Source organism: Streptomyces sp. NPDC021012, from assembly GCF_044333355.1.
GTDB lineage: Bacteria > Actinomycetota > Actinomycetes > Streptomycetales > Streptomycetaceae > Streptomyces.
The window spans coordinates 115,386-140,389 of record NZ_JBIRQU010000018.1 but is presented as its reverse complement, the minus strand read 5'-3'; the positions used below and the strand labels follow the sequence as shown (position 1 = coordinate 140,389).

At 72.6% G+C, this 25,004-nt stretch carries 21 protein-coding genes and 1 tRNA gene; 12 read left to right on the top strand and 10 right to left on the bottom strand.

Translation table 11 applies throughout. The features are described from left to right. The first annotated feature begins 337 nt into the window (after positions 1 to 337). The 3 genes from ACH4TP_RS36550 (at position 338) to ACH4TP_RS36540 (ending at position 3,141) form a co-directional block, all read left to right on the top strand. Positions 338 to 1,123, top strand: coding sequence for an SDR family oxidoreductase (locus tag ACH4TP_RS36550; RefSeq protein WP_398440294.1), 786 nt, complete (start codon positions 338 to 340; stop codon positions 1,121 to 1,123). 26 nt (positions 1,124 to 1,149) lie between these two features. After that, positions 1,150 to 2,226, top strand: coding sequence for a P1 family peptidase (locus ACH4TP_RS36545; protein WP_398440293.1), 1,077 nt, complete (start codon positions 1,150 to 1,152; stop codon positions 2,224 to 2,226). Positions 2,227 to 2,298: 72 nt separating this feature from the next. Beyond that, positions 2,299 to 3,141, top strand: a complete 843-nt coding sequence (locus ACH4TP_RS36540) for a DUF6227 family protein (protein WP_389227611.1) — start codon at positions 2,299 to 2,301, stop codon at positions 3,139 to 3,141. Between the two features lie 27 nt (positions 3,142 to 3,168). Here the strand turns inward: ACH4TP_RS36540 and ACH4TP_RS36535 are convergent, their stop codons facing one another. After that, the gene (locus ACH4TP_RS36535; protein ID WP_398440292.1) at positions 3,169 to 4,236 is read right to left on the bottom strand and encodes a glycosyltransferase; all 1,068 of its coding nucleotides are present in this window, start codon (positions 4,234 to 4,236) and stop codon (positions 3,169 to 3,171) included. Between the two features lie 314 nt (positions 4,237 to 4,550). Between ACH4TP_RS36535 and ACH4TP_RS36530 the strand changes: the two genes are divergently transcribed. Then, entirely contained in the window at positions 4,551 to 5,639 is a 1,089-nt protein-coding gene (locus tag ACH4TP_RS36530; RefSeq protein ID WP_398440291.1) for a hypothetical protein, read from the top strand. A 73-nt stretch (positions 5,640 to 5,712) separates the two neighbouring features. On the opposite strand, the gene ACH4TP_RS36525 is transcribed toward ACH4TP_RS36530, so the two are convergent. Further along, complete coding sequence (locus ACH4TP_RS36525) at positions 5,713 to 7,257, bottom strand: MFS transporter (RefSeq protein ID WP_398188180.1); 1,545 nt, start codon at positions 7,255 to 7,257, stop codon at positions 5,713 to 5,715. A 62-nt stretch (positions 7,258 to 7,319) separates the two neighbouring features. Here ACH4TP_RS36525 and ACH4TP_RS36520 point away from each other — a divergent pair, with 62 nt between their 5' ends. Further along, a complete protein-coding gene (locus ACH4TP_RS36520) occupies positions 7,320 to 8,276 on the top strand; it encodes a helix-turn-helix transcriptional regulator (RefSeq protein WP_398440290.1) in 957 nt (318 codons plus the stop codon). 392 nt (positions 8,277 to 8,668) lie between these two features. Here the strand turns inward: ACH4TP_RS36520 and ACH4TP_RS36515 are convergent, their stop codons facing one another. After that, the gene (locus ACH4TP_RS36515) at positions 8,669 to 9,694 is read right to left on the bottom strand and encodes an RNA polymerase sigma factor RpoD/SigA (RefSeq protein WP_389227601.1); all 1,026 of its coding nucleotides are present in this window, start codon (positions 9,692 to 9,694) and stop codon (positions 8,669 to 8,671) included. Positions 9,695 to 10,082: 388 nt separating this feature from the next. On the opposite strand from ACH4TP_RS36515, the gene ACH4TP_RS36510 reads away from it, so the two are divergent. Then, entirely contained in the window at positions 10,083 to 11,093 is a 1,011-nt protein-coding gene (locus ACH4TP_RS36510) for a questin oxidase family protein (protein WP_398440289.1), read from the top strand. 6 nt (positions 11,094 to 11,099) lie between these two features. Here ACH4TP_RS36510 and ACH4TP_RS36505 read toward each other — a convergent pair whose 3' ends face one another. After that, on the bottom strand, positions 11,100 to 11,888 hold the full coding sequence (locus ACH4TP_RS36505; RefSeq protein WP_389227595.1) for a dioxygenase: 789 nt from the start codon (positions 11,886 to 11,888) through the stop codon (positions 11,100 to 11,102). An 89-nt stretch (positions 11,889 to 11,977) separates the two neighbouring features. On the opposite strand from ACH4TP_RS36505, the gene ACH4TP_RS36500 reads away from it, so the two are divergent. Next, on the top strand, positions 11,978 to 12,484 hold the full coding sequence (locus ACH4TP_RS36500; protein WP_389228050.1) for a MarR family winged helix-turn-helix transcriptional regulator: 507 nt from the start codon (positions 11,978 to 11,980) through the stop codon (positions 12,482 to 12,484). A 39-nt stretch (positions 12,485 to 12,523) separates the two neighbouring features. On the opposite strand, the gene ACH4TP_RS36495 is transcribed toward ACH4TP_RS36500, so the two are convergent. Then, the gene (locus tag ACH4TP_RS36495; protein WP_398440288.1) at positions 12,524 to 14,068 is read right to left on the bottom strand and encodes an MFS transporter; all 1,545 of its coding nucleotides are present in this window, start codon (positions 14,066 to 14,068) and stop codon (positions 12,524 to 12,526) included. Between the two features lie 82 nt (positions 14,069 to 14,150). Next, positions 14,151 to 14,810: a TetR/AcrR family transcriptional regulator gene (locus tag ACH4TP_RS36490; RefSeq protein WP_389227589.1), complete on the bottom strand. Its 660-nt coding sequence runs from the start codon at positions 14,808 to 14,810 to the stop codon at positions 14,151 to 14,153. Between the two features lie 292 nt (positions 14,811 to 15,102). Between ACH4TP_RS36490 and ACH4TP_RS36485 the strand changes: the two genes are divergently transcribed. Then, entirely contained in the window at positions 15,103 to 16,374 is a 1,272-nt protein-coding gene (locus ACH4TP_RS36485) for a M6 family metalloprotease domain-containing protein (RefSeq protein WP_389227585.1), read from the top strand. On the opposite strand, the gene ACH4TP_RS36480 is transcribed toward ACH4TP_RS36485, so the two are convergent. Then, positions 16,361 to 17,977 (bottom strand): class I adenylate-forming enzyme family protein, encoded by a 1,617-nt coding sequence (locus tag ACH4TP_RS36480; protein WP_398440296.1) that lies wholly within the window; start codon positions 17,975 to 17,977, stop codon positions 16,361 to 16,363. The two genes, ACH4TP_RS36485 and ACH4TP_RS36480, sit on opposite strands and share 14 nt — an antisense overlap. 106 nt (positions 17,978 to 18,083) lie before the next feature. Here ACH4TP_RS36480 and ACH4TP_RS36475 point away from each other — a divergent pair. After that, a tRNA-Arg gene (locus ACH4TP_RS36475) sits at positions 18,084 to 18,156 on the top strand. Between the two features lie 76 nt (positions 18,157 to 18,232). Here ACH4TP_RS36475 and ACH4TP_RS36470 read toward each other — a convergent pair. Beyond that, complete coding sequence (locus ACH4TP_RS36470; protein ID WP_389227573.1) at positions 18,233 to 18,526, bottom strand: hypothetical protein; 294 nt, start codon at positions 18,524 to 18,526, stop codon at positions 18,233 to 18,235. 168 nt (positions 18,527 to 18,694) lie between these two features. Between ACH4TP_RS36470 and ACH4TP_RS36465 the strand changes: the two genes are divergently transcribed. The 3 genes from ACH4TP_RS36465 to ACH4TP_RS36455 are packed head-to-tail and all read left to right on the top strand — an operon-like array spanning position 18,695 to position 20,462. Next, positions 18,695 to 19,114: a BlaI/MecI/CopY family transcriptional regulator gene (locus ACH4TP_RS36465; protein WP_398440287.1), complete on the top strand. Its 420-nt coding sequence runs from the start codon at positions 18,695 to 18,697 to the stop codon at positions 19,112 to 19,114. 4 nt (positions 19,115 to 19,118) lie between these two features. Then, positions 19,119 to 20,039 (top strand): M56 family metallopeptidase, encoded by a 921-nt coding sequence (locus ACH4TP_RS36460; RefSeq protein WP_398440286.1) that lies wholly within the window; start codon positions 19,119 to 19,121, stop codon positions 20,037 to 20,039. Positions 20,040 to 20,096: 57 nt separating this feature from the next. Then, positions 20,097 to 20,462, top strand: coding sequence for a hypothetical protein (locus ACH4TP_RS36455; protein WP_389227564.1), 366 nt, complete (start codon positions 20,097 to 20,099; stop codon positions 20,460 to 20,462). A gap of 5 nt (positions 20,463 to 20,467) precedes the next feature. Here ACH4TP_RS36455 and ACH4TP_RS36450 read toward each other — a convergent pair whose 3' ends face one another. Next, positions 20,468 to 22,156 carry an MFS transporter gene (locus ACH4TP_RS36450; protein ID WP_398188469.1) on the bottom strand — a complete coding sequence of 563 codons (1,689 nt, stop codon included), beginning with the start codon at positions 22,154 to 22,156 and terminating at the stop codon, positions 20,468 to 20,470. A gap of 366 nt (positions 22,157 to 22,522) precedes the next feature. Next, positions 22,523 to 24,862, bottom strand: a complete 2,340-nt coding sequence (locus ACH4TP_RS36445) for a D-alanyl-D-alanine carboxypeptidase family protein (RefSeq protein WP_398440285.1) — start codon at positions 24,860 to 24,862, stop codon at positions 22,523 to 22,525. Between the last annotated feature and the right edge of the window lie 142 nt (positions 24,863 to 25,004).

Here is a 25,004-nt window from a genome sequence, read left to right as displayed (position 1 = left end):
GAACGCGGAGGCGCCGCTAGAGGGCGCCGTCCCGTGTGCCCACCCGTCCCGCCCCAGCGGGACGATTGCCCACACGGGGCGGGGGCGAAGCCCCAAGCGGGTGCGGGCACCACACGGGGGCGTGGGCAAAGCCCCGGGAGGGGGCACCGCCCCGCCGGGCGCGGGCCCACGCGGGGCGGGGCGGAGCCCCAGGCGGGGGCGGGGTCCGCACGGACGCGCGGGGGCCGTGGCGTCTCGTTGGCGGTCAGTGGGGTGTCAGTGGTTCGTCAGCGGGCGGCGCGAGTGTTCTCCCGTGCCCCGGGGAAACGCCCCGAGGCAGGAGCACGAGGAGATCGCCATGCAGGAGAACGACACCACTCGCACCGCGCTCGTCACCGGCTCGTCGCGGGGGATCGGGCGGGCGATCGCGCGGCGGCTGGCCGGGGACGGGATGGTGGTGGCCGTGCATTACGGGCGGGACGCCGAGGCGGCGCGGGAGACGGTGGAGATGATCGTCGGGGACGGGGGGCGGGCCTTCTCCGTGGGGGCCGATCTGGCGACGTACGAGGGGGTGGGGGCGCTGGTCGAGGGGGTGCGGGCCGGGCTCGCCGCGCACACCGGGAAGGCGGCGCTCGACGTGCTCGTCAACAACGCCGCCGCGACCACCTCGGGCGGGCACCTCGCGGACGAGACCCCGGAGCGGTTCGACCGGGTCTTCGCGGTCAACGTGCGGGCGCCGTACTTCCTCGTGCAGGGCCTGCTGCCGGTGCTGCGGGACGGCGGTCGGATCATCAACATCGGGTCGGCCGTCACCCGGATCGCGCTCGCCGACGAGCTGGCGTACGCGATGACGAAGGGGGCGATGGAGACCTTCACGCGGACGCTCGCCAACGTCGTCGGGGAGCGCCGGATCACCGTCAACACGGTCGCCCCCGGGCCGACGCGGACCGACGGGCTCGCCGCGGCCATGGCGGCGATGCCCCAGCTCGAAGCGATGCTGATCGGCGGGCAGGCGCTGCCGTGGGTGGGGCAGCCGGAGGACGTCGCCGACCCGGTGGCGTTCCTGGCCTCGGAGGACGGCCGCTGGATCACGGGCACCGTGATCGACGCCTCCGGTGGCACCTACCTCGGTCCGAAGCGCTGAGCCAGGCGGCGTGGTACCCAGGGGACATGACACTTCCCGGGGAGACGGACCGTCAGGACTCGATCACCGACGTGAGCGGGCTGCGCGTGGGCCACGCGCGCGTGGCCGGGCCCGGCGCGCTGAGCGGCACCACGGTGGTCCTGGCGCCGGAGGGCGGGGTCGTCGCCGCCGTGGACGTACGGGGCGGGGGGCCGGGCACGCGGGAGACGGACGCCCTGGACCCGCGGAACGTGGTCCAGCGGATCGACGCGGTCGTCCTGACCGGCGGCAGCGCGTACGGCCTGGACTCCGCCGCCGGGGTGATGGCCTGGCTGGCTGAGCGGCACCGGGGCGTGCGGGTGGGCCCGGACCCGTCCCACGTGGTGCCGGTGGTGCCCGCCGCGTGCGTCTTCGACCTGGGCCGGGGCGGCGACTTCACGGCCCGCCCGGACGCGGCGACGGGCCGGGCGGCGGCGGAGGCGGCCGCCGCGGGCGGGGACCACGCGCGCGTGGAGACGGGCGCGGTCGGCGCGGGCACCGGGACCGTGGCCGGCGGCCTGCGGGGCGGCGTGGGGACGGCGAGCACCGTCCTGGAGTCGGGGATCACGGTCGGCGCGCTCGTGGTGGTGAACGCCGCGGGCTCGGCCGTCGACCCGACGACGGGCGTCCCGTACGGCAGCTACTTCGAGGCCGGCCGGCCCGCCTTCCCGGAGGCCGCGGTCCACGAGGCGGCCCTGCGGCGGCTCGCGGAGGCGCGGCGGGCGGCCGCCCCGCCCCCGATGAACACCACGCTCGCCGTCGTCGCGACGGACGCCGTCCTGACCCGGGCCCAGGCCCAGAAGGTCGCGGGCACCGCGCACGACGGCATCGCGCGGGCGGTGCGCCCGGTGCACCTGATGAACGACGGGGACACGGTCTTCGCCCTCGCCACCGGGGCGCGGCAGCTGCCGGAGGCGCCGGGTCCGCTCGCCCTGAACGAGATCCTGGCGGCGGGCGCGGACCTGGTGACCCGGGCGATCGTCCGGGCGGTCCTCGCGGCCCCGGGCGGTCTGCGCGGCCCGGGCGGCGACTTCCCCTCGTACCGCGAGCTGTACGGACCGGCAGCGGACGCGTACTCCCGGTAAGGGGAGGGGAGTTGACGGGAACGGGCGGGAACTTCGCGCGCGGGCCCTTCGTTTTGCCGGAACCCGGACACGATGTCAGACCCAGGGACTACGTTAAGCAAGCACCAAGTGACATGCGGCGACGGCCTGGAGACCCTCTTGAACGATCCGCAGGATCCTCACGATCCGTACGAGACGACCGAGACGCACCTTGCGCGGCTCCTCGGCCGGGCGCTCAACTCCTTCGACCTGCCCGACTCGACCGTCGAGCGCCTCGGCACGGCGCTCGCCCACTCCAGCGCGCTGCACTCCTCGCACCACAGCGCGTCGCTGCACCGCACCACCCACCGCCATACGTATCTGCTCGCCGACGGCAGCGCGCTCAGCCTGTGGGAGCTCACGCACAACGCCGGCCGGGACGGCACCGAGCAGCACGAGCTGTACGCGGAGGAGTCGGAGGCGCGGCTCGCCGCCTCCCGGCTCCCGACCGGGCCGCTGCCCGGCTGGACGGCCGAGCACGCCGACGGCCGCGTCCTCGACGAGGACGACGACCTGGAACTGCTGAGCACCCTGCTGGCCCGCCCGATACCGGCCCAGCCCCGGATGTACGTGCCGGACAACTCCGCCGACCACGCGCGCCGCGTCCTGCGCCGCGCGGAGAACGCGGACCGGCCGGGCGAGCGGACGGCCCGCCGCCTCCGGCTGGCCTTCGCGCACCACATCACGCAGGCCTTCGGCCGCCACTGCCCGGTGGAGGGCGGCCGGGACGCCGGCTTCACCCTCTACGAGCACCAGTTCCTGCTGCTCGACGGCAGCGAGGTCAGCCTCTGGGAGGTCGAGCACACGGCGACGCCGGACGGCCGGCACATGTGCGAGGTGTACGAGGACGAGCAGACGGCCCGCGGGGCGATGGAGGCCCGCTCCCGGGTCCGCTGACGCACCGGCGCCGCCTCCGCCCCGTCTTCAGGGGGCGGTGGCGGCCTCGGCCAGGCGCTCGACGGCGAACGCCCGGTTGGCGCGGGTCTGTTCGCGGTAGCCCTCCGGCAGGTCCGGCAGCGCGAGCAGCCGGTCGCAGGCGGCGAGCGAGGCGGCGTGGTCGCCCACCCAGTACGCGGTGATCGAGTACTCGAAGAGCAGTCCCCACCGGTACACCCACGGCTGGGTGAACAGCACGTCGTCCGGCAGCTCCCGGTCCACGACGGCGGAGACGATCGCGTGGGCGGTCGCGTGGCGCCGCATCTTCCTCAGCCGCGCCACCAACTCGTAACAGGCCTCAAGGCGTTCCGGCCGCGACTCCCAGGCCCGCGAGAGCGCGTCCATCGCGGCCGGCCAGTCGCCGGACTCGGCCCGCAGGACCCCCGACTGGAGCAGCGAGAAGTACACCTCCTCGCCCCAGCCGCCCATCGCCGCGCGCCGCTCGTAGAGGGCGACGGCCTCGGCGGAGCGGCCCATGTCCCGCAGGGTCTGCGCCAGGTAGAAGACCGTGCGGTGGTTGGTCGGGTCCCGGTCGAGCTCGGCGCTCAGGAGGCGGGCGTCGCGCTCGAACTTGTCGTGGCGCGAGCCGCCGTCGGCGTGGTCCTCGATCACGAGCGCGTCCAGATTCTCCTGGACGTGCTCCCGGTCGACCGTCAGGTACTCGTGGGTGACGCCCTCGTAGCGCCACTGCAGGTCGCCTCTGACCAGGCGTTTGATGCGGTACTCGACGGTCCCCCGGTGGCGGATCATGTACGCGTCGGCGAGCGGGCCTCCGGCGGCGGGCAGCGGGCCCTCCTGACGCAGGACGTGGTCGGCGTCAAGGAGCAGCAGATAGTCGGCCCGGCCCCGGGCGTGGGCGATGTTCAGGCTGCGGTTGTGGCCGAAGTTCACCCACGGCTCCTCGCGCAGCTCCCCGGGGATGCCGTCGAGGGCCCCGCGGATCAGCTCCTGCGTGCCGTCGGTGGACCCCGTGTCGGAGATGACCCAGGTGTCCACCAGACCGCGGACGGAAGCGAGGCAGCGCTCGATCACCGCGGCCTCGTTCTTGACGATCATGCACAAGCAGATGGACGGACGCACGGCAACACCACTTCCGGCGGGGGCGGGGGCGCCCGGAGGGCGAGGGGGGGTGGGCGACCCTATGGGCGGCTTCCGCGGGCGTGGTTCCGGCGCGCCGACGGGCCCTTCGAAGTTCGCCGTCGCGTACGCATCCATTCGACTGTTCGCGCTAGGCCATGGCGCTGAGACCGCCGAAAACACATCAAGTCTTTGCATGTGCGATCCGATGATCCGACCAGGGAGCGAGAACCCGCTCCCCCACCTCGACCTCACTCGCACCGGCCGAGGAGCCGGTGGAGGAAGGAGCATGCATGCGTCCTGATGCCAGGACCAGGTCCCCGCTCGGCCCGCTGCCCCGACGGCGCGGATGGCTCTGCAGCGGCGCCATCACCTCCGTCGCCCTCGTCCTCACGGGCTTCGCCCCCTCGGCCGCCGCCGCGTGGGAACAGCCCCCCGGCACGGCGCTGGCGGGCCCCCCGCCGGGCGACCACTGCAAGGAGCACTCCCCCCACCACGAGAACGACTCCCACCCGCGCCAGGAGGACGACGCCTCCGCGCAAGGCGACCTCTCCGCCTTCCTCGACCAGCAGATCCAGCCCCTTCTGGAGGGCAACGAGTCCCGCGCCCACGCCCTGACCACGGCCGCGCCGAGAGGCGGCGGGGGTGGCGACGACCACTGCCAGGCCGGGCCGCCGGGCCCACCGGGACCGACGGGGCCTGCGGGACCGACGGGGCCGACGGGGCCGACTGGTCCTACGGGAGCGACTGGTCCTACGGGAGCGACAGGCGCCACCGGTGCGACGGGAGCAACCGGCGCGACAGGGGCGACCGGCGCCACCGGAGCGACGGGGGCCACCGGAGCGACGGGAGCAACCGGCGCGACAGGGGCGACAGGAGCCACCGGCGCAACGGGGGCCACCGGGCCTACCGGCCCCACCGGGCCTACCGGGCCTACCGGCCCCACCGGCCCCTGCTCCGACATCGACACCTACAGCCCCTCGAACACCGAGGACTTCCAGGCGGTGCTCACCGGCGGCAAGGCGTATGCCGGGAAGGCATCCGTGCCGGGCGGGACGATCGTCTGGCAGGACCTCACCAACCTGACCGCGACCGCGACCGATCCCGCGAACGGCAGCGTGGCGGCGGGGACCGCCTTCCCCGGCAACGCGTGCGGGATCTCCATCGAGGCGCAGGGCAACGACGCTTTCGTCAAGATCGTCAGGACGAACGGCGAGGTGTGGCAGACCCACGGTGACATCCAAGGCCAGACGTTCGTCTGGGACGAAGGCTGGTTCCAGCAGGCGACGCCCACCCCGGCGGCGCTGCGCGCCGGCAAGTTCAAGCGTGCCCTGCCCCCCGGCACCGCGCGCAACCTCGTCCCGGGCCTGAACCGCCCCTGACGGACGGGTGACACGGCCGAGGGGCGGTGCGCTCGTGATGCGCACCGCCCCTCGGTCAGCCGGACGACCGGCCTCAGTGCGTGAGCACCGGCTCCTTCAGGCTCTCGCCGTCGACGGCCTCGGCGGCGTCGACGTCACCGTCACCGCCCTCCAGGTGCTGCTTCGGCATCGCCGGCAGCGCGAACATCACCAGGAAGATCACGGCGAGCACGCCCGCCGCCCAACCCAGCGAGTTCTGGAAGGCGTTCGTGAACGCCGCGCCCACCTCGGCCGGGGCCTTGGCGAGCTTCTCGTCGTCGATCGTCCCGAAGAAGACCACGGACACCAGGCCGAGTCCGAGCGCGTTGCCCATCTGCCCGGTCGTGTTGATCAGGCCCGAGGCCGAACCGGCGTGCTCCTTCGGCACCTCCGAGAGCACCGCGTCCGTCAGCGGCGCCACGATCAGGCCCATGCCGAGGCCCATGACCACCAGCGGCGGGATCATCTGCCAGGAGTGGATCCCGGTCCCGTACCGCCCGGCCACGAAGAAGTAGAACAGGATGCCCGCGATCATCGTCAACGCGCCCGCCTGGAGCACCTTCCGGCCGAAGCGCGGCACCAGCTTCTGCACGGACATGCCGGCCGCCGTCGAGACGGCGATCGAGAACGGCACCCCGGTCGCACCCGCCTTCAGCGGGCTCCAGCCGAGCCCGATCTGCATGTAGAGCGTCCAGACCAGGAAGAAGATGCCCATCACGACGCCGAAGGTCAACTGGACGGCGATGCCCGCCGCGAAGCTCTTCACCCTGAACAGCGACAGCTCGACGAGCGGCGAACCGTCCTTCTTCGTCTTGTACGTCTCGTACGCCACGAGCGCGCCGAAGACGAGCAGGCTGCCGGCCATCATCAGGTAGCCCCACAGCGGCCAGTCCAGCTCGCGGCCGCGCGTCAGCGGGTAGATCAGCATGAGGAGCGCGGCCGTCACCAGGAGCACGCCGACCAGGTCGAGCTTGAGCGCCTTCGGCGCCTTCGACTCGGTGATGAACTTCCGGCCCAGGATCGCGGCGGCGATGCCGACCGGCAGGTTGATCAGGAAGATCGGGCGCCATTCGAGGCCCGCGATGTTCCACTGGGTGAGCAGCGCGCCGAGCAGCGGGCCCGAGACCGCGCCGAGGCCGATGATCGCGCCGAACATCCCGAAGACCTTGCCGCGCTCGTGCGCCGGGAAGGTGACGTGGATGATCGACAGGACCTGCGGCACCATCATCGCGGCCGCCGCGCCCTGGAGCAGGCGGGAGCCGACCAGCATCTCCTGGTTGGCGGCGAAGCCGCAGAGCGCGGAGGCGAGGGTGAAGGCGCCGGTGCCGAGCAGGAAGAGGCGCTTGCGGCCGTAGATGTCGCCGAGCCGCCCGCCGGTGATCAGGGCGGCGGCGAACGCGAGCGCGTAACCGGCGGTGATCCACTGGATCGCGCCGAACGAGGCGCCGAGGTCCTTCTCGATGCTGGGGATCGCTATGTTGACGATCGTGGCGTCGACCAGGTCCATGAAGGCGGCGGTCATGACGATGGCGAGGGCGATCCAGCGCCTCTTGTCGCTTGCCGCTGCTGCTTCCGTGAGGGCGGCGTCGTGTGAACTCATACGAAGAAGATAGGAGAAATATAGGTCAATTCATGTCCTAGATGAGAGGCATTCTGGAATGCATGACGGACACCCCGGCACGACTCCTGAATCTGCTCTCGCTCCTCCAGACCCCGCGCGAGTGGCCCGGAAGCGAGCTCGCCGAACGGCTCTCGGTCTCCCCGCGCACCATCCGCCGTGACATCGACCGGCTCCGCGACCTCGGCTATCCGGTCGAGGCGACCATGGGCGCGGTCGGCGGCTACCGCCTCGTCGCCGGTACGGCCATGCCGCCGCTGCTCCTCGACGACGAGGAGGCCGTCGCGATCACCGTCGGTCTGAGCGCCGGGGCCGGGCACGCCATCGAGGGGGTCGAGGAGGCGTCCGTACGGGCCCTGGCGAAGCTGGAGCAGGTGCTGCCGGCGCGGCTCCGGCACCGGGTCTCCACCCTCCAGAACGCGACGATCCCGCTGACCCGGGGCGACGGGGCCACCGTCACGCCCGCCACCCTCACCACGCTGGCGGGCGCCGTGACGGGGCACGAGCGGCTGCGCTTCGGCTACCGGGCCGGGGACGGGACGGAGACGAAACGGCTGGTGGAGCCGTACCGGCTGGTGTCGACCGGGCGGCGCTGGTACCTCGTCGCGTACGACCTGGGGCGCGAGGACTGGCGGACCTTCCGGGTGGACCGGGTGAGCGAGCCGTTCCCCACGGGGGCGCGCTTCACTCCGCGCGAGCTGCCCTCGGGTGATGCCGCGACGTACATGGCGCGGTCGATGGCGCGGGCCCAGGGCGAGGTCGACCTCGACGTGTCCTTCGCGGCGCCGGCCGAGGTCGTCGCCGCCCGCCTGCCCTCCCACCTCGTCCCCGTCCCCACCGGCCCGGACCACTGCCGCCTCCGCGCCCGCGTCCCCGACTCCGTCGAATGGCTGGCCCTCCGCCTCGCCCTCATGGACCTCGACTTCACCGTCCACGGCCCGGAACCACTGCTCACGCACATGCGGCACCTATCGAAACGGCTGGCCAGCGCGACGCGCTGACGTCGTTGCAGACCGCCCCCCGTTGTGGGCACCCATTCCGCCGGGCCGGCGCCCACCGCCGTTGTGGGCAATCGTTCCGCTGGGGCGGAACGGGTGGGCACAACGGACCCGCGCCCTGCCGGCGCCAGAGGCTTACGCGCCTGAACCCGCACCCCATGCGAGCTGTTCACAGGGGTGCGGGTCCAGGCAACGGAACGCGGAGGCGCCGCTAGAGGGCGCCGTCCCGTGTGCCCACCCGTCCCGCCCTGCGGGACGATTGCCCACACGGGCGGGGGCGAAGCCCCAGGCGGGTGCGGGCCCCACACGGGAGCGGGGCGAAGCCCCAGGCGGGTGCGGGCCCCACACGGGGGGGGTGGGCGGAGCGTGTCGTCTTGCTGGGTGGGCCGGCCGCTCTAGGCCACCGCGTCGAAGCCCGTGTCGTGGGCCATCTTCTTCAGTTCGAGGAGGGCGTGCTTCTCGATCTGGCGGATGCGCTCGCGGGTGAGGCCGTGTTCCTTGCCGACCTCCGTGAGGGTCCGCTCGCGGCCGTCCTCGATGCCGTACCGCATGCGGATGATGGAGGCGGTGCGGTGGTCGAGCTGGCCGATGAGGTCGTCGAGTTCCTCGCTGCGCAGGAGGGTGAGGACGGACTGCTCGGGGGAGATCGCGGAGGTGTCTTCGAGGAGGTCGCCGAACTGGGTCTCGCCCTCGTCGTCCACGGACATGTTCAGCGAGACGGGGTCCCGCGCCCAGTCGAGGACGTCGGTGACGCGCTCGGGCGTCGAGCCGAGTTCGGCGGCGATCTCGGCGGGCTCGGGCTCGCGGCCGTTCTCCCGGTTGAACTCGCGCTGGACGCGGCGGATCCGGCCGAGCTCCTCCACGAGGTGGACGGGGAGCCGGATGGTCCGGGACTGGTCGGCGATGGACCGGGTGATGGCCTGGCGGATCCACCACGTGGCGTACGTGGAGAACTTGAAGCCCTTCGCGTAGTCGAACTTCTCGACCGCGCGGACCAGGCCCGCGTTCCCCTCCTGGATCAGGTCGAGCAGCGGCAGCCCGCTGCGCGGGTAGCGCCGGGCGACGGCCACCACGAGCCGCAGGTTGGACTTGATGAAGAGGTCCTTGGCCCGCTCGCCCTCGGCGACCAGCGCTTCGAGCTCCTCACGGGTCGCTCCGCCCGCCTCGCCAGACCCCGCCGCGTCAGCGGCTGATGTCACAGCGCCGTCGAGTATCTGCTGGGCGTAGACGCCCGCCTCGATCGTCTGGGAGAGCTCGACCTCCTTGGCGGCGTCGAGCAGGGGTGTGCGCGCGATCTCGTCGAGGTACATGCCGACCAGGTCGCGGTCGGCGATCTCCCCGCCCACGGCGCGAACGCTGCTCGCCCGCTCGGCCCCGCTCTTCGCGGAGGTCTGACGACGGGCGACGGCACGGGTTGCCATGCGTGCTCCCTTGCTGAGTAGGTCGCGACACCCTTACGGGTGCCCTGCATCCGACGGAAACAACGACTGGAATCAGGACAGAATTCCCACCCGACGCATGGATTTTCGCGATCATGCAGTATCCTGCGCGGCCGCCGCGCCCGCGGGCGCGCCGTCGGCACCCACGGAGGTGCAGGTCAGACCGGGCACGGAGGGTGAAACGGCGCCCCTCGCGGGGGTGCCCGACCACGTCGTCGGTGAGACCGCGATCACATGCGGCGCCATCCCTTCAGACGCCTCGGCACGACACACGGTTGCCTCCCGTCCCAGGACCGCCCCGGGGACCTAAGACAGGTCCTAGGTCCCCAGCCCGTTCCGCCCCGGCCCCGGCCCGGCCTAGCGTCGCCCCATGACCGACACCACCGGCACCCTCGACGAGGCCCTCGAACGGCTCCACACCACGGGACCCGAGCGGGGCGGCTGGCTCACCAACCACGCCCCCATGGCCGTCGAGGCCCTGGTCCGCCACGGCCAGGCCCCCGCCGTGCACCGCTGGCTCGACCACTACGCGCCCAAACTGGAGGACGCGCCCGCCCCGTACGCCCCGGTCACCGTCGGCAACTGGCGGGAGGCGCTCGGCGACCCCGTCCGGATCACCGACTGGACCCGTTACTTCGCGCGCGAGCTCGGGGACCGCCCCTGGCGGGACGTCCTCGCCGAGTGGTGGCCCCGGCTGCTGCCGGGCATCGCGGGCGGGGCGACGCATCCGGTGATCCGTACCGGTCACGCCGTACGGACCCTGCTCACGACCGAGGAGACGGCGCCGCGCCGCGCCGAGCTGGCGCACGCCCTCGGCTACTGGGCGGCCCGCCACCAGCCGCTCCCGCCGCTCACCCCGCTGGCCGCCGCGCCGACGGCGGCGGCCGCGCTGGACGCCGTACCGCCGGTTCCGGAGCAGGACGGCGGGATCAGGGCCCGGCTCGCGCAGCTGACGGCGTTCCCGGTGTGGGGCGAGGCGCCGGATCCGGACACGGCGAAGGAGCTGCTCACCGAACTGGTGACGGCGGCGACGCACCGGTACGCGTCCCACGGCCACGGCGAGCCGATCATGCTGGTGCATGCGGCGACCGCGCCGAACGCGGTCCTGCGCGCCCTGCCCGCGCTCCCCCGCGGGCTGTGGGCGCCGAGCGTGGCGGCGGCCTGGACGGCGGCGGCCGCGGTGACGGCGGCCTACACGCCGCGCGAGGCCGCCCCGTACGCCGGGACCGGGCTCGGCCCGGAGGAGGTCTTCGAGCGGGCGGCGGCCCACGGCGACGACCACACGATCAAGTTCGCGGACACGGCGCTCGACGTGGGCGGCCCGCTCGCCCTCGCCGCCGCCGTCCGCGCGATCGACCTCAATCCGCCGGCGTACCGATAGAGAAGGTCAGCCGAACTGGACGGACCGCTTGGCGAGGCCCATCCAGAAGCCGTCGATCACCGACTTCTCCGCGTCGAGGTCGCCGGCCGCGTCCGCCGCGCCCATGGTGACGAAGAGCGGGGCGAAGTGCTCCGTACGGGGGTGGGCGAGGCGGCCGGCGGGCGACTTGTGCTCGAAGTCGAGGAGGGCGTCGACGTCGTGCGCGGCGAGCGCCTCGTTTCCCCAGGCGTCGAACTCGGCGGACCAGCCGGGGACGCCGGGTCCGGTGTGCCGGAGGGCGGCGAGGTTGTGGGTGAAGAAGCCGCTGCCGACGATCAGGACGCCCTCGTCGCGCAGCGGGGCGAGCTTGCGCCCGATGTCCATGAGCCGGCGCGGGTCGAGGGTGGGCATGGAGATCTGGAGGACGGGGATGTCGGCGTCCGGGAACATCTCGACGAGCGGCACGTACGCGCCGTGGTCGAGGCCCCGGTCGGGGATGTCCTGTACGGGCGTGCCGGGCGCGCGGAGCAGCTTGCGGACGGCCTCGGCGAGCTGCGGGGCGCCGGGGGCGGCGTACTGGACGCGGTAGTAGTGCTCGGGGAAGCCCCAGAAGTCGTAGACGAGGGGGACGGTCTCGGTGGCGCCGAGCGCGAGCGGGGCTTCCTCCCAGTGGGCGGAGACCATGAGGATCGCCTTGGGGCGGGGCAGTCCGGCGGACCAGGCGGCGAGCTCGCCGGGCCAGACCGGGTCGTCGGCGAGCGGCGGGGCGCCGTGGGACAGGTAGAGGGCCGGCATCCGTTCGAGGGTGGCGTCCATGGCGACCTTCCTCCTGATCCTTGAAACTTCAAGCTAACCACTCGCCACCATAGCGCCAAATAGTTCAACTTTCAAGAATGACCCGTACGATGGGAACCATGGGAGACATGACCGAACCCCGCTGGCTGTCCGACGAGGAGCAGCGCGTCTGGCGCGCGTACCTGCACGCCACCACCCTCCTGGAGGACCACCTCGACCGCCAGTTGCAGCGCGACGCCGGGATGCCGCACGTCTACTACGGGCTCCTCGTCCAGCTCTCCCAGGCCCCCCGCCGCCGGCTGCGGATGACCGAACTGGCCAAGAGCGCCAAGATCACCCGCTCCCGGCTCTCCCACGCGGTCGCCCGTCTGGAGAAGAGCGGCTGGGTGCGGCGCGAGGACTGCCCCTCCGACAAGCGCGGCCAGTTCGCCCAGCTGACGGACGAGGGCATGGAGGTCCTCCGGCAGAACGCGCCCGGCCATGTGGCGGCCGTCCGCCAGGCCATGTTCGACCGGCTCTCCCCCGAGCAGGTGGAGCAGCTCGGCGCGATCATGCGCGTGATGGCCGAGGGCCTCGAACCCACGGACGCGAACGCGGACCTGCCCTGGCTCCGCTGAGCTGCGGAACCAGGGCAGGTCGTCACGTACGGACAGGGGTCAGTGGGCGATGACCGGCACCTTCACCTCGTCCTCCGCACCGGCACCGGCGCCGGATCCGGACCCGGCGACCTGCCCGCCGCCCGGCTTCCCGGTGTTGATGAACACGAAGGCGATCGCGGCCGAGACGGCCAGGATGCCGACCGCCCACCAGATGGCCGTCGTGTAGCCCTCGACCATGCTCTGGAACTGGAGCAGCTTCTGCGCGGCCGGGGTGGTCGCGCCGGCGACGTGGTCGGCCACGTAGGCGGCGGTCGCCGAGGCGGCGATCGTGTTCAGCAGGGCCGTACCGATGGCGCCGCCGACCTGCTGCGAGGTGTTGACCATGGCGGAGGCCACACCGGCGTCCCGCGGGTCCACGCCGAGCGTCGCGAGCGACATGGCCGGCATGAACGCCGTACCCATGCCCAGGCCGAGCAGCAGCTGCGCGGGCAGGATCAGACCGGCGTACGAGGTGCCGATCTCCAGCTGGGTGAGGAGCAGCATGCCGACGGCGGCGGTCAGGAAGCCCGGGGCCATCAGGAACCGCGGCGGGACGCGGGTCATCAGACGCGCGCCGATCTGGGTCGAGCCCGTGATCATGCCCACGATCATCGGCAGGAACGCGAAGCCCGTCTTGACCGGCGAGTACCCCTTCACGACCTGGAGGTAGTACGTCAGGAAGAGGAACAGGCCGAACATCGCGATGACGGCGAGACCCAGCGACAGGTAGACGCCGCCGCGGTTGCGGTCGGCCACGACGCGCAGCGGCAGCAGCGGGTGCTCGACCCGCGACTCGGTGAGCGCGAAGGCGAGCAGCAGCACTCCGGAGGCGATGAAGAGGCCGATCACGCCCGGGTCGGTCCAGCTGGTGGACTCGACGCGCGTGAAGCCGTAGACGAGCGCGACCAGGCCGAGGGTGGAGAGGATCACGCCGGGGATGTCGAGCGGCGAGCGGTTGCGGCCGCCCTCGGGCTCACGGACGACGAGGTACGCGCCGACGGCGGCGACCACGGCGAACGGGATGTTGACGAAGAAGGTCCAGCGCCAGTTCAGGTACTCGGTGAGGAAGCCGCCGAGGATCAGGCCCACGGCGCCGCCGCCACCGGCGATCGCGCCGTAGATGCCGAAGGCCTTCGCGCGCTCCTTGGCGTCGGTGAAGGTCACGGCGAGCAGCGAGAGCGCGGCGGGCGCGAGGAGCGCGCCGAACGCACCCTGGAGCGCACGGGCGCCGAGCATCATGGCCTCGCCGGTCGCGGCCCCGCCGAGGGCGGAGGCGGCGGCGAAGCCGATCAGGCCGGTGATGAAGGTCCGCTTGCGGCCCCACAGGTCGGCGATGCGGCCGCCGAAGAGGAGCAGTCCGCCGAAGGCGAGGGCGTAGGCGGTGATGACCCACTGCCGGTTGCCGTCCGAGATCCCGAGGTCCTGCTGGGCGGAGGGCAGGGCGATGTTCACGATCGTCGCGTCGAGCACGACCATCAGCTGGGCGAGGGCGATGAAGATCAGGGCTTTCCAGCGGCCGGGGTCGGCTGCCTGGATCGCGGGCTTCTCGGGGATTTTCGGCATGGGGGTAGCCACCTCTTGGCGCGTACTGGTGAAAAAAGGACGTGAGTAAGGGCGGGTTACATAAGCGAGGGGGGCCTGGAGGTCAGGAGCAGGAGTCGCGCCTCAGGTCCTCCAGCGTGGCGGCCTTGCCCGGCAGCTCGGAGCGGGCGGGCGCTTCCAGGCCGTCGAGGAAGATCCGCAGGTGGCGGTGGACGAACTGGTCGAAGGCGCCGCAGCCCGAGCCGGGCAGCGGGCGGGTCAGCTGGGAGAGCGCGACCATCAGATCGCCGACGCCGACGTCGGCACGGAGGCGGCCGGCCGCCTGCGCCCGCTCGATGAGGCCCTCGACGACCTCCCCCAGGCGGTCGCGCTCGGCGATCAGGTCGGGGTGGTCCTTGTCGAAGGTGCCCTCCAGCATCGGACACAGGGCGCCGACGCGCTCGTCGGCGGCGCCGTGGACGAAGCGGCGGAGGGCGGCGAAGGTGTCGTCCTCCTCCTCGGCGGCCCGCTCGGCGACCTCGATGACGCGGCCCATGAGCGAGAGGACGACCTCGTGGACGAGGTCGGCGCGCTCGGGGAAGTTCCGGTAGAGCGTGGCGTTCCCGACGCCGGCCCGGCGAGCGATCTCGTCGTACGGCACCTGGGAGCCGAACTCGACGAACATCTCACGGGCCGCCGTCACGATCCGCTCGCGGTTACGCAGGGCGTCGGCCCGCGGACGGGGTACGCGGCGGGCGGGCGCGGTACCGGCGGTGCTGCTCACGCCACGACCTCCTCACAGTCGTCGATGAACTCGGTCGTCGACGGACTCGTCATCGTTGGATTCATCCGGGGAGAGAGTCCCCACTTCACTGAACACACTCCTAAACGGGGACCGACTCCCCGCTTATTTCCCCACTCGGGTGTGACCTGCGTCACACGGCACCGTCTCCGCGGAATCCCACGATCGGGCCACCCGACGCGCGCCCCCGGACCACGCGACACAGGCTGATCGCACGGCGCGGACCCCCGGAAGGGGTCGAGGCGCCGACCTGTCCCCACCGGAGAGGCGACGCATGCAGCACCCCCGCCGACGGATACGCAGGCCCGTCGCCCTGGCGGCGACCACGGCCCTCTCCCTCGCCCTGCTCGCCTCGGCGAGCAGCACCCTCCCCGGGCCCGCCCCCGCCTCGGCGGGCCCCGTGGCCGCCGCCCCGAGGGGCGCCCGGCTGGGGCCGTGCCGCATCGCCACCACGATGGGCGTGCAGATGTCGGAGGGGCTGCCCACGGCCCCCGGATACGTGCGCTCCACGGGCCTCGTCAGGGCCCTCAACCTGATGGTCGACTTCCCGGACGCCCCCGGGGACGGCACGGCGATGAGCCGCTTCCGCGAGTTCTTCCCGCAGACCGCCGACTGGTTCCGCACCAGCTCGTACGGGCGCCTGCACTACCGGGCCGAGGCACCGATACCCGACTGGCTGCGGATGCCCCGGGCGTTCTCCTCGTACGGCATCGAGCGCGGCTCACCGTACGAACCGGGCTACCGCGCCCTCGTCGAGGACATCGTGAAGGCCGCCGACGCGCGGGTGGACTTCAGCGCGTACGACCTGGTCAACATCCTCGTCACGCCGAACGCCGGGCCCTCCGCCCTCGACACCGTCCTGTCCGTGACCTTCTCCGGCAACGACGACGCCCCCTACGCCGACGGCGTGCCGCTCGCCAACACGTCCTTCGTCTACAGCCGCCAGGACGACGGCTCCGGCAGCTTCGCCGAGACCGGCTACCGCGTCCTGCCGCACGAGAACGGCCACGTCTTCGGCCTGCCCGACCTCTACACCTCGGACGGCGGGGGCACCGTCGGGCACTGGGACATCATGTCCGAGGACTGGGGCGCCAACAACGACCTCCTCGGCTGGCACAAATGGAAGCTGGGCTGGCTCGACAACGACCAGGTCAGCTGCGCCTCGACCCCCGGCACCGGCGACTACAGCCTCACCCCGCTCGCGGTCCCCGGCGGCCCCAAGCTCGCGTTCGTCCCGCTCTCCGGCACCTCCGGATACGCGGTCGAGGTCCGCAGCAAGGACGGCAACGACGAGGCCGTCTGCAAGCAGGGCGTCCTCATCTACCGGGTGGAGTCCGACGTGGACACCGGCCACGGCCCGGTGACCGTCGCCGACAGCGACCGGGCCAGCGGCGGCTGCACCCGCCGCGCCAACGTCCACGCGGAGCTCTCGGACGCCCCGTACGGCCCGGGCGAGACGTTCACCGACCGCGCCAACGGCATCCGGATCACCGTCCTGGACGAGGACGGGACGGGCACCTACCGCGTACGGATCACCCGCGGCTGACGAGGTCCCTGAGCTGCCGCTTCAGAAGCTTCCCGGTCGGATTCCGCGGCAGTTCCCCGTCCCGTACGAGGACACGGGCGGGCACCTTGAAGGCGGCGAGGCGCGCGCCGACGTGCGCACGCAGCTCCTCGGCACCGGTCCCGGCCCCGGCCCGCAGCCGCACGACGGCCACGACCTCCTCCCCGAGCAGCGGATGGGGAACCCCGAACACGGCGGCGTCGAGAACGTCCGGATGCTGATGCAACGCGCCCTCGACCTCGACGCAGTACACGTTCTCCCCGCCCCGGATCACCATGTCGGTGATCCGGTCGACGATGCCGACCCGCCCGTCGCCGTCGAGGCGCGCGAGGTCCCCGGTCCGGAACCACCCCTCCTCGGGGAAAGCGGCACGGGTGGCGTCCTCGTCCCCCCAGTACCCCCGGACGAGAGACTGCCCCCGCAGCCACAACTCCCCCACCCCGTCCGCGTCGGGCCGGTCGATCCGCACCTCGGTCACGGGCGAGGGCCGCCCGACGCTCCCGGGATGGGCCCGGTACTCGGCCCCGACGTTGGAGAGGACACCCCCGCAGGTCTCGGTCAGCCCGTACCCGTTCCGGGGCTCGATCCGCTCCCCGTACCCCTCGGCGATCCCGGCGACGATCCCGGGCGGGGCGGCGGCCCCTCCCGTACTGAGCAGGGTCAGGCTCTCCATCGGATCACCCGCGCTCCGGGCCGCGTCGAGCAACTGCAGCGCCATGGTGGGCACCCCCGCGAAGTGCGTGACGCCGTGCTCCCGGATCAGCTCAAGAGCCCGCCCCGCATCCCACTTCCGCATCATCACCAGCGTCCCGCCGGCCGCCATGACGGCATAAAACGACGTGAACGCGGCGACGTGGAAGAACGGAAACGCGGTCAGCGACACCATCGCCGGGCCGCCCCCCGGCACCTCCCCCCGCGCGAGGGCCGCGGCCGCGGCGAAGTACCGCGGATTCATCGCCGCCCCGACCTGCGCGAGATGCGTGGCGACGGCACCCTTGGGCCGCCCGGTGGTCCCGGACGTGTAGATGATGGTGGCGTCGTGCTCGGGCAGCACGTCGACGACCGGCGGCCCGAGCAGAGGGTCGTCATCGACGACGTACGCCGCGAACCCGTCCTCGGCCTCCCCCCGGAAGACGACCCCGGGCACGGAGTTCCGCACCGCCCACTCCCTCACCCGCCCGACCCGCTCCCCGTCGACCAGCAGCACCCCCGGCGCACAGTCGTCGAGCGCGTACGCGAACTCCCCCTCGGTCCACCAGGCGTTGAGCGGCACCACGACGAGCCCGGCCATCTGCGCCGCCCAGAACGCCACCTGCCACTCGGGCACGTTCCGCATCGCCACGACGGCCCGGTCCCCCGGCCTCAGCCCGTACTCCCCCACCAGCCGCCGCGCCAGCCCACAAGCCGCGTCGAAGAACTCCCGATAGGTCCACCTGGCGTCCTCCGCCACCAGAAACACCCGGTCCCCGTACCCCCAGGTCACCTCGACGAACTCCCGCAGCGTCCGCGGCCCCCCGGCATACACCCCACCCTCAACGGCGAAGGGCGCCCCTGGCGCGCTGAGCCGCTCGACCCCACCAGCCACCACACCATCCTCCTCAGCCCCGGCGACGCTATGCGCGCCCCCGAAGCCGGTCAACTGCACCGACCGCCGACCACACCACCCGCTACACTGACAGCGCTCCGCCTTCGCCTTCGTAGCTCAGGGGATAGAGCACCGCTCTCCTAAAGCGGGTGTCGCAGGTTCGAATCCTGCCGGGGGCACGTACGGCAAAGGGCGCCTAGGAACATTCCTAGGCGCCCTTTGCCATGCATGCCCGGCGCCGGCGGGCCGGTGGGGCTAGCTGACGACGACGTTGTGGGCCGGGATGATCGTGGGCTGGAGGTCGGCGAAGCCGAGGTCGGCGAGGACGGGGCCGAAGGTCTTGGCGTGGGCTTCGAGGGCTTCGGGACTCTCCCAGACCTCGGTGACGCGGAAGCCGCCTTCGACCGGGCCGGCGGCGTGGGAGATGAGGCCCGGGTCGGAGACGTCGGCGAAGCGGGTGAAGCCTCGGCCGGCGGTGACGCGGTCGATGACCGTGTCGTAGAGGTCGTGGCCGGCGCCGGGGAGGTCGAAGGTGACGATGATGGCCATGCGGGGTGCCCCTGTCTCGGTTCGCCGCACGGCTGCGGCGATGGCCGGGAGCATAGCTGTCGGTGATCGCACCGTGCCTTACGGTCACCGGATGCTCACGGCAGGTTCGAATTCCGTGGGCCAACGGCGGGGAAACGGGAGCGGGACCGTGTGTGACGCCTCAGTACGATGAACCGTGGACCGGTGGAAGGCGGCGGGGAGATGGTGAAGGGCGGGGGGGCTCCGCGGCGGGGGCAGGGGGAGCTGGAGGCACAGGTGCTGGCCGTGCTGCGGCGGGCTTCCGGGGGGCGGACCGCCGGGTGGGTGCAGGAGCGGCTCGGGGGCGATCTCGCCTATACGACGGTCATCACGATCCTCACCCGGCTGCATGCCAAGGGGGCGGTCAGCCGGGAGCGGGTGGGGCGGTCCTTCGAGTGGACGGCCGTCGCGGACGAGGCCGGGCTCGCGGCCCTGCGGATGCGGAGGGTCCTGGACGCCGAGGCCGACCGGGACGCCGTGCTCGCCAGCTTCGTGACCGGGCTCTCCGACCATGACGAGCGGCTGCTGCGGGATCTGCTGGCCCAGGAGCCCGGCGGGGCGGAAGACTGACCGCATGGGGGTCTTCGTCTTCCTGCCGCTGGTCCTGCCCCTGACGGCGTGGCCGGTCGCCCGGATCGCCGCGCACCGGCTGCATCCGCGGATGGCCACCTGGCTGCTCGTCGGCTTCTCGGGGGCGCTCGCCGTGTGCAGCACCCTGTCCCTGGGCCTGCTCATGGTCGTCGGCACCGCCCAACTGCCCGGCAACCCCCTGCCGGACGGCTGGTCCGACCCCGAGGTCCGCGCGGCCGTGCCGTACGACGAGGTCGCCGGGCTGCTCGCCGTTCCCGCCCTCGGCGTCGTGGTCCTCTCCTGCGCCGACGCGGTCCGGCGGCACCTCCGGGTGCGCCGCCGCGCCTCCCGGGCCCTGGCGGGGATGCCCCTGCGCTCGGTCGTCGTACTGCCCGACTCCACGCCCTACGCGTACGCCCTCCCGGGGAAGAAGGGCCGCGTCGTCGTCACCACCGCCCTGCTCGGCGCGCTCTCCGGGCCCGAGCGGCGCGCGCTCTTCGCCCACGAGCGGGCCCATCTGACCGCCCGGCACCACAGGTTCCTGCTGGCCGCGCGGCTCGCCGCCCGCGCCAACCCGTTCCTGCTGCCCCTGCGTACGGCGGTCGCCTACACCACCGAGCGGTGGGCCGACGAGGACGCCGCCACCCGGATCGGCAGCCGCCGTACCGTCGCCCGGGCGGTCGGCAAGGCCTCGCTGGTCTCCCGGGACACGGCGTTCGCCGGCTTCGCCTCGGCCGGGCCCGTGCCGCGCCGTGTCGCCGCGCTGCTCGCCCCCGCTCCCGCCACCCGCCGCTGGCCCTCCGTGTTCACCGCCGCGGGCCTCGCCACCTGGGGGGCCGCTGCCGCCACCACCGTCTCCGCGCTCTCCTCGGCGAACTCGGCCGTGTCGCTGTATCTGATCCTGGAGGCCGCGACCCCTCTCTGACGGCGGCCGACCGCACCTATCCTGGCCTTCACGACCGGGGGAACTCAGGGGGAAACCATGGACTGGTTCTGGTGGGTGCTCATCCTCTTCTGGACCGGCGGCTTCGCCTGGGCCGCCGACAACGTCCGTACCGCGCTGCGCCATCGGCACGAGCGGAAGATGGAGGTGCTGGAGGCGGCGAAGCAGGAGCGGCTCGCGCTGGAGGCCGCGCACAGGACGCCCGAGCCCGTGTGCGGGTGCACGCACCACCTCGCGAAGCACGACAAGCAGGGCCGGTGCCACGAGCGGGTCGAGGTGCCGACGGCCTGGGACGAGAACAAGAAGCCGGTGCGGTACGAGGCCGGTGTCTGCAACTGCCAGCAGTACGTCGGGCCGCAGCCGCTGTCCCAGGTGTACGCGGACGAGTTGACGGACTTGGCCTAGGCCTCCTAACGCCGGAGTTCCTCCGGGCAGGGCGTGCCGCGCGAGAGCTTGTACGGGGCGCCCAGGCGGTAGACGCCCGCCTTCGGGGCGACGAGTTCCGTCCATTCGTCGCCCTCGGCGTCCGCCTCGGTCTTGAAGAGGCAGCCCTTCTCGTTGGCGAAGACCTTGGGGAGTTCCGTCTCCGAGTCCTCGCGGGCCAGCTTCGAGGCCTCCGTCTCCCGCGGCGGCTCGACCTTGCCGCCGTGCTCGTCCACGAGGGCGAGCCACGGCGAGTACGGGACGCGGATGAGGATCCGGCCGGGGCGGTCGACCCGGATGACGACCTCGTTCTCCTCCGCGCTCTGCACCTGGGCCGGCGGGTCGGCGAGGGGGGTCGGGTGCTCGACCTCGTACAGCCGCCAGTTCTCGTCGGACCAGATCTGGTTCAGGTACGGCAGTCCCTCGCGGACGAGCTCCGCCTCCTGCTCGGCGCCCGAGTCGGGGGCGCCGGTGGGCAGGACGACGTAGTGGACGGCCCAGCGGTGGAGCCAGTCCTTGTAGTTGGCGGCGTTGAGCGTGTCGTCGTAGAAGAGCGGGTTGCGCTCCATGTCGGCCTGGCGGTTCCAGCCGCGCGCCAGGTTGATGTACGGGCTGAGCGCGGAGGACTCGCGGTGGCTGGAGGCCGGCACGACCTCGACCCGCGCCTTGCCCGCGTCCCGCACCTGGAGCTGGTTGACGAGCGGGGCCAGTTCGCGCGCCCAGGAGGCGTCCGGGGCGGTGCGGATGACGTCGTCGACGCCCTTGAAGCCGATCCAGATGTTCAGGCCGGCGAAGGCGAGCAGCAGCGCGTACCAGCGGCGTGAACGCGGCACCGTGTACGGCAGGGCCGCGAGCAGCACGACGCCCGCGAAGAGCATCGGGAGCCGGGAGATGTTCGAGCCGATCTGGGAGTCGATCAGCCAGGTCAGGAGCGTGCCGATCGTGTAGACCGCCGCCGCCGTGCGGACCGTCCGCCAGTCCTTCGGGACGAGGAAGAAGGTCAGCACGCCGAAGAGCAGGGGCAGCGCCGCCGAGCCGAAGGCCATCGGCTGCGTGCCCGAGAAGGGGAAGAGCCAGGAGGAGAGGGCCACCACGGCCACGGGGGCCAGGCCCAGGGCGTACGCGCCGGGGCGTCGCTTGTTCAGGAACAGCGCCGCCGCCGCGATCCCGAGGAACAGGCCCGCGACCGGGCTGCACGCCGTCGCCAGGCCGGCCAGCGGGGCGGCGACCGCCGCCTTCGCCCAGCGCTTGTAGCGCCAGCGGTGCGGCCAGCAGAAGACGGCGGCGACCGCGCCGAGCGCGAACATCATGCCGAGGCCGAAGGTCACCCGGCCCGAGAGCGCGTTGCAGAGGAAGGCGAAGACGGCCGCGACCGAGCAGACCACCGGGTTCCGGACCGCCCGCACCCGCACCAGGATCAGCGCCGTCAGGGCGGCCGACAGCGTCCCGGCGACCATCATCGTGCTGCGGACGCCGAGCACCGACATCAGGTACGGGGAGACCACGCTGTACGAGACGGGATGCATCCCGCCGTACCAGGCCAGGTTGTACGCGGAGTCCGGGTGCCGTCCGACGAACTCGGCCCACGCGTCCTGCGCCGCCAGGTCCCCGCCGCTGTTCGCGAAGACGAAGAACCACAGGAGGTGGGTGAGGGCGGCGAGCCCGGTGGCCGCCATGACCGTGTAGCGGCGCTTGCGGCGCGGCGCGGCGGGCGGGACGGGGAGGGCGGCGGACTGTGCCCGGGCGGGTGCCGGGGCGGGCCGCTGGGTGGGCAGCACTATTCGCGGGAGCGAAGTGGGGCCGGTATCCGTGGGCGGTCCGCCGACGGCGTCACGGGCATCGCGAGCGTCATGGGCATCACGGTAGACGTCGGGGTCGGAGTCCGCGCGGTCGGCGCGTGTCGGCTCGGCGGTGGTCACTGCGGCCCTTTCCCGTACTGCCCGTCTCGCTTCTCGTCCCCGTGGTCCGGAAACGCTAACAGCCGGGCGCCCCGGAGAAGCGGGGCGCCCGGCTGTCGGCGGATGGCCTCCCGGCCCGCGCCGTCAGCCCACTCGGGTGAGCTTCTTGTCGAAGCCGGGCTCCACCAGGTCCGACTGGAGGGCGACCGGGGAGCTGACCTTGCCCGCGCCCGTACCGATCGACACCTGGCCGACGACGTCGCCCGCCTTGCCCGCGTGCGGGACGGCCTTGCCGCCGTCCGTGAGCTCCAGCGTCACCCGGAGGCCCGGCCAGCCGACCGCCTTGAGCTCCTTGGTGGCCACGACCGGGGTCCGGCCGCCGAGACCGTCGTCCACGTAGCCGAGGACCTGGCCCTTCTTGACCACGGCGGCCGAGGTGACGTCCTTCTGCGCCTGCTGGATCAGCTTGAGGCTGTTGTCGATGGCGAGCTGGAGCTTGTCGTTGAGGATCTTGGCGTCCTTCGCCCCCATGACGATGCCGAGGATCCGGCGGTTCTGACCGTCGACGACGGTGTTCGCCGCCCAGAGCAGGTTGCCGCCGGCCGGGGTGGAGGAGCCGGTCTTGATGCCGCTCACACCCGGCTGGAGCAGGATGTTGTTGTTGTTCTCGATGCGGCCGGGGATGCCGTCGACCGTCACGTTCGGCATGTTCACGATCTCGCGGAACACGTCGTACTGCATGACCGCCTTCGCCAGCTTCAGCTGGTCCTGCGGGGTCGACATGGTGGTGTCGAGCAGACCGGACGGGTCCGTGTACGTGGACTGGGTCATGCCCAGGTCCTTCGCGGCGGCGTTCATCTTCTCGACGAACGCGGCCTCCGAACCGGCGTCCCAGCGGGCGAGCAGCCGGGCCACGTTGTTCGCGGAGGGGATCATCAGGAGCTCCAGGAGCTCCTTCTCCGTGTAGGTCTGGCTCTCCTGGACCGGCGCCGTCGACTCGGACGACTCCTTGCCCTGATCGGCGGCCTTCTTGTCGATCGTGATCTCCGGACCCTGCTGCTTCCCCTTGATCGGGTGGTCGCGGAGGATCACGTACGCCGTCATCGTCTTCGTCACCGACGCGATCGGGGCCGGCTTCTGCGCCCCGTACGTGCCCACGGAGCCGACGCCCTCGACCTCGACGGCGCCCTGCCCCTCGCCGGGCCACGGCATCTTCAGCTCGCCGCCCTCGAAGGTGAACGTCGGCTCGGCCGACAGCTTCAGCGCGGGCGCGGGCAGCGGGCGGACCATCTGAACGATCGCAAAGACGATCAGGAGCAGCAGGACCAGCGGGGTCCAGATCCGCACCCGGCGCACGGTCGTCCGCAGCGCGGTCGGCGGCGGGGGCGGCGTGTTCGTCAGCTCGGCGAGCAGATCGAGCGGCGGCAGCGGCGGCAGCGGCTGCTGCCGGGTCCTCTCCGCCTCGGCGAGCGCCGCGGGGGAGGGCACGGGGGCGGGGGCGGGCGTCTTGGGCGCGGCCGCCGCCTTGGGCACGTCGCCCTTGGGCGCGTCGCCCTTGGGCGCGGCCTCCTGCGCCGCCTTCTCGGCCTTCTCGGCCTTCTGCTCCGCGGGGATGTCCGGGCGCAGGGCACGGAAGACGCTGGTGCGCTCGCTGTCGGAGTCCGCGGTCAGGCTCGGCGGGAGCTTGAGGGCGGTCGTCGGCTGGTCCACGACGGGCGGCCGGACCATCTTGAACATGGCCGTCGGCTGGTCGACGGGCTCGTCCGACGCGTCGGGCTTGTCGGACGCGTCGGGCTTGCCGGACGCGTCGGGCTTGCCGGACGCATCAGGCTTGCCGGACGTATCGGATACGTCGGACGCGTCGGCTTCCTCCGACTCCTCCGACTCCTCCGGCTCCTCCGGCTCCTCCGCCTTCTCCGAGGAGCCCTCGGGCTCCGCCGGCTTCTTGTCGGCGGCGGGCTTCCGTGCGGCGAACCAGGAATCGGGGGACGCCTTGCCCTCGGCGTCCTCGGCGTCCTCGGCGTTCTCGACGGCTTCGGCGTCCGCGGAGTCCTCGACGGGCTCCTCGTCCGTCTCGTCGCCGGACTCCTCGTCAGCGGCCTCGGGCTCGTCGTCCTCGGGCTCGTCGTCCTGCGGCTCGTCCTCGTCCTCGGAGTCGTCGGCCTCGGCCTCGTCCTCCGGCTCGGGCTCCCCGTCGCTCTCCGGCGCGTCCTCGGCGTCCTCGGCGTCCTCGGCGTCAGGCTCGCCCTCCGTCGCGACCCACGCCGCCACGGCGTCCTTCAGACGGTCGCCCTCCGGCTCGTCGTCCTCCGGGGTGCGCGGGGCCAGGGTCTTGAACACGGCCGTCGCCCGGTCGACCTGAACCGACGAGGACTCTGACTCACGGAGCACGGAAAGCCGAGGATCCCGGCCGCCGCCGCCCGAGGCCGCCGTCTCCTGAGACGACCCCTGCTGCTCCGCCTTGTCGGGGGACTCGCCCGCCACCGTGCCTCCTCCATGCGTCATACGTACGTCCGAACCGTCTACCAGTGTCCTGTGTGAACCCCTTGGCTCCCGTGCTAGACGAGAACGACATACCTACTGGTTCCCGGATGAACCACCCAGGCACTCTCGACAGATGAATGTG

Excerpts from the sequence above, each read along its gene's own strand:
- ACH4TP_RS36550 (WP_398440294.1), top strand. The coding sequence starts at position 338 with ATGCAGGAGAACGACACCACTCGCACCGCGCTCGTCACCGGCTCGTCG.
- ACH4TP_RS36545 (WP_398440293.1), top strand. The coding sequence starts at position 1,150 with ATGACACTTCCCGGGGAGACGGACCGTCAGGACTCGATCACCGACGTG.
- ACH4TP_RS36540 (WP_389227611.1), top strand. The coding sequence starts at position 2,299 with ATGTCAGACCCAGGGACTACGTTAAGCAAGCACCAAGTGACATGCGGC.
- ACH4TP_RS36535 (WP_398440292.1), bottom strand. The coding sequence starts at position 4,236 with ATGATCGTCAAGAACGAGGCCGCGGTGATCGAGCGCTGCCTCGCTTCC.
- ACH4TP_RS36530 (WP_398440291.1), top strand. The coding sequence starts at position 4,551 with ATGCGTCCTGATGCCAGGACCAGGTCCCCGCTCGGCCCGCTGCCCCGA.
- ACH4TP_RS36525 (WP_398188180.1), bottom strand. The coding sequence starts at position 7,257 with ATGAGTTCACACGACGCCGCCCTCACGGAAGCAGCAGCGGCAAGCGAC.
- ACH4TP_RS36520 (WP_398440290.1), top strand. The coding sequence starts at position 7,320 with ATGACGGACACCCCGGCACGACTCCTGAATCTGCTCTCGCTCCTCCAG.
- ACH4TP_RS36515 (WP_389227601.1), bottom strand. The coding sequence starts at position 9,694 with ATGGCAACCCGTGCCGTCGCCCGTCGTCAGACCTCCGCGAAGAGCGGG.
- ACH4TP_RS36510 (WP_398440289.1), top strand. The coding sequence starts at position 10,083 with ATGACCGACACCACCGGCACCCTCGACGAGGCCCTCGAACGGCTCCAC.
- ACH4TP_RS36505 (WP_389227595.1), bottom strand. The coding sequence starts at position 11,888 with ATGGACGCCACCCTCGAACGGATGCCGGCCCTCTACCTGTCCCACGGC.
- ACH4TP_RS36500 (WP_389228050.1), top strand. The coding sequence starts at position 11,978 with ATGGGAACCATGGGAGACATGACCGAACCCCGCTGGCTGTCCGACGAG.
- ACH4TP_RS36495 (WP_398440288.1), bottom strand. The coding sequence starts at position 14,068 with ATGCCGAAAATCCCCGAGAAGCCCGCGATCCAGGCAGCCGACCCCGGC.
- ACH4TP_RS36485 (WP_389227585.1), top strand. The coding sequence starts at position 15,103 with ATGCAGCACCCCCGCCGACGGATACGCAGGCCCGTCGCCCTGGCGGCG.
- ACH4TP_RS36470 (WP_389227573.1), bottom strand. The coding sequence starts at position 18,526 with ATGGCCATCATCGTCACCTTCGACCTCCCCGGCGCCGGCCACGACCTC.
- ACH4TP_RS36465 (WP_398440287.1), top strand. The coding sequence starts at position 18,695 with ATGAACCGTGGACCGGTGGAAGGCGGCGGGGAGATGGTGAAGGGCGGG.
- ACH4TP_RS36460 (WP_398440286.1), top strand. The coding sequence starts at position 19,119 with ATGGGGGTCTTCGTCTTCCTGCCGCTGGTCCTGCCCCTGACGGCGTGG.
- ACH4TP_RS36455 (WP_389227564.1), top strand. The coding sequence starts at position 20,097 with ATGGACTGGTTCTGGTGGGTGCTCATCCTCTTCTGGACCGGCGGCTTC.
- ACH4TP_RS36450 (WP_398188469.1), bottom strand. The coding sequence starts at position 22,156 with ATGGCGGCCACCGGGCTCGCCGCCCTCACCCACCTCCTGTGGTTCTTC.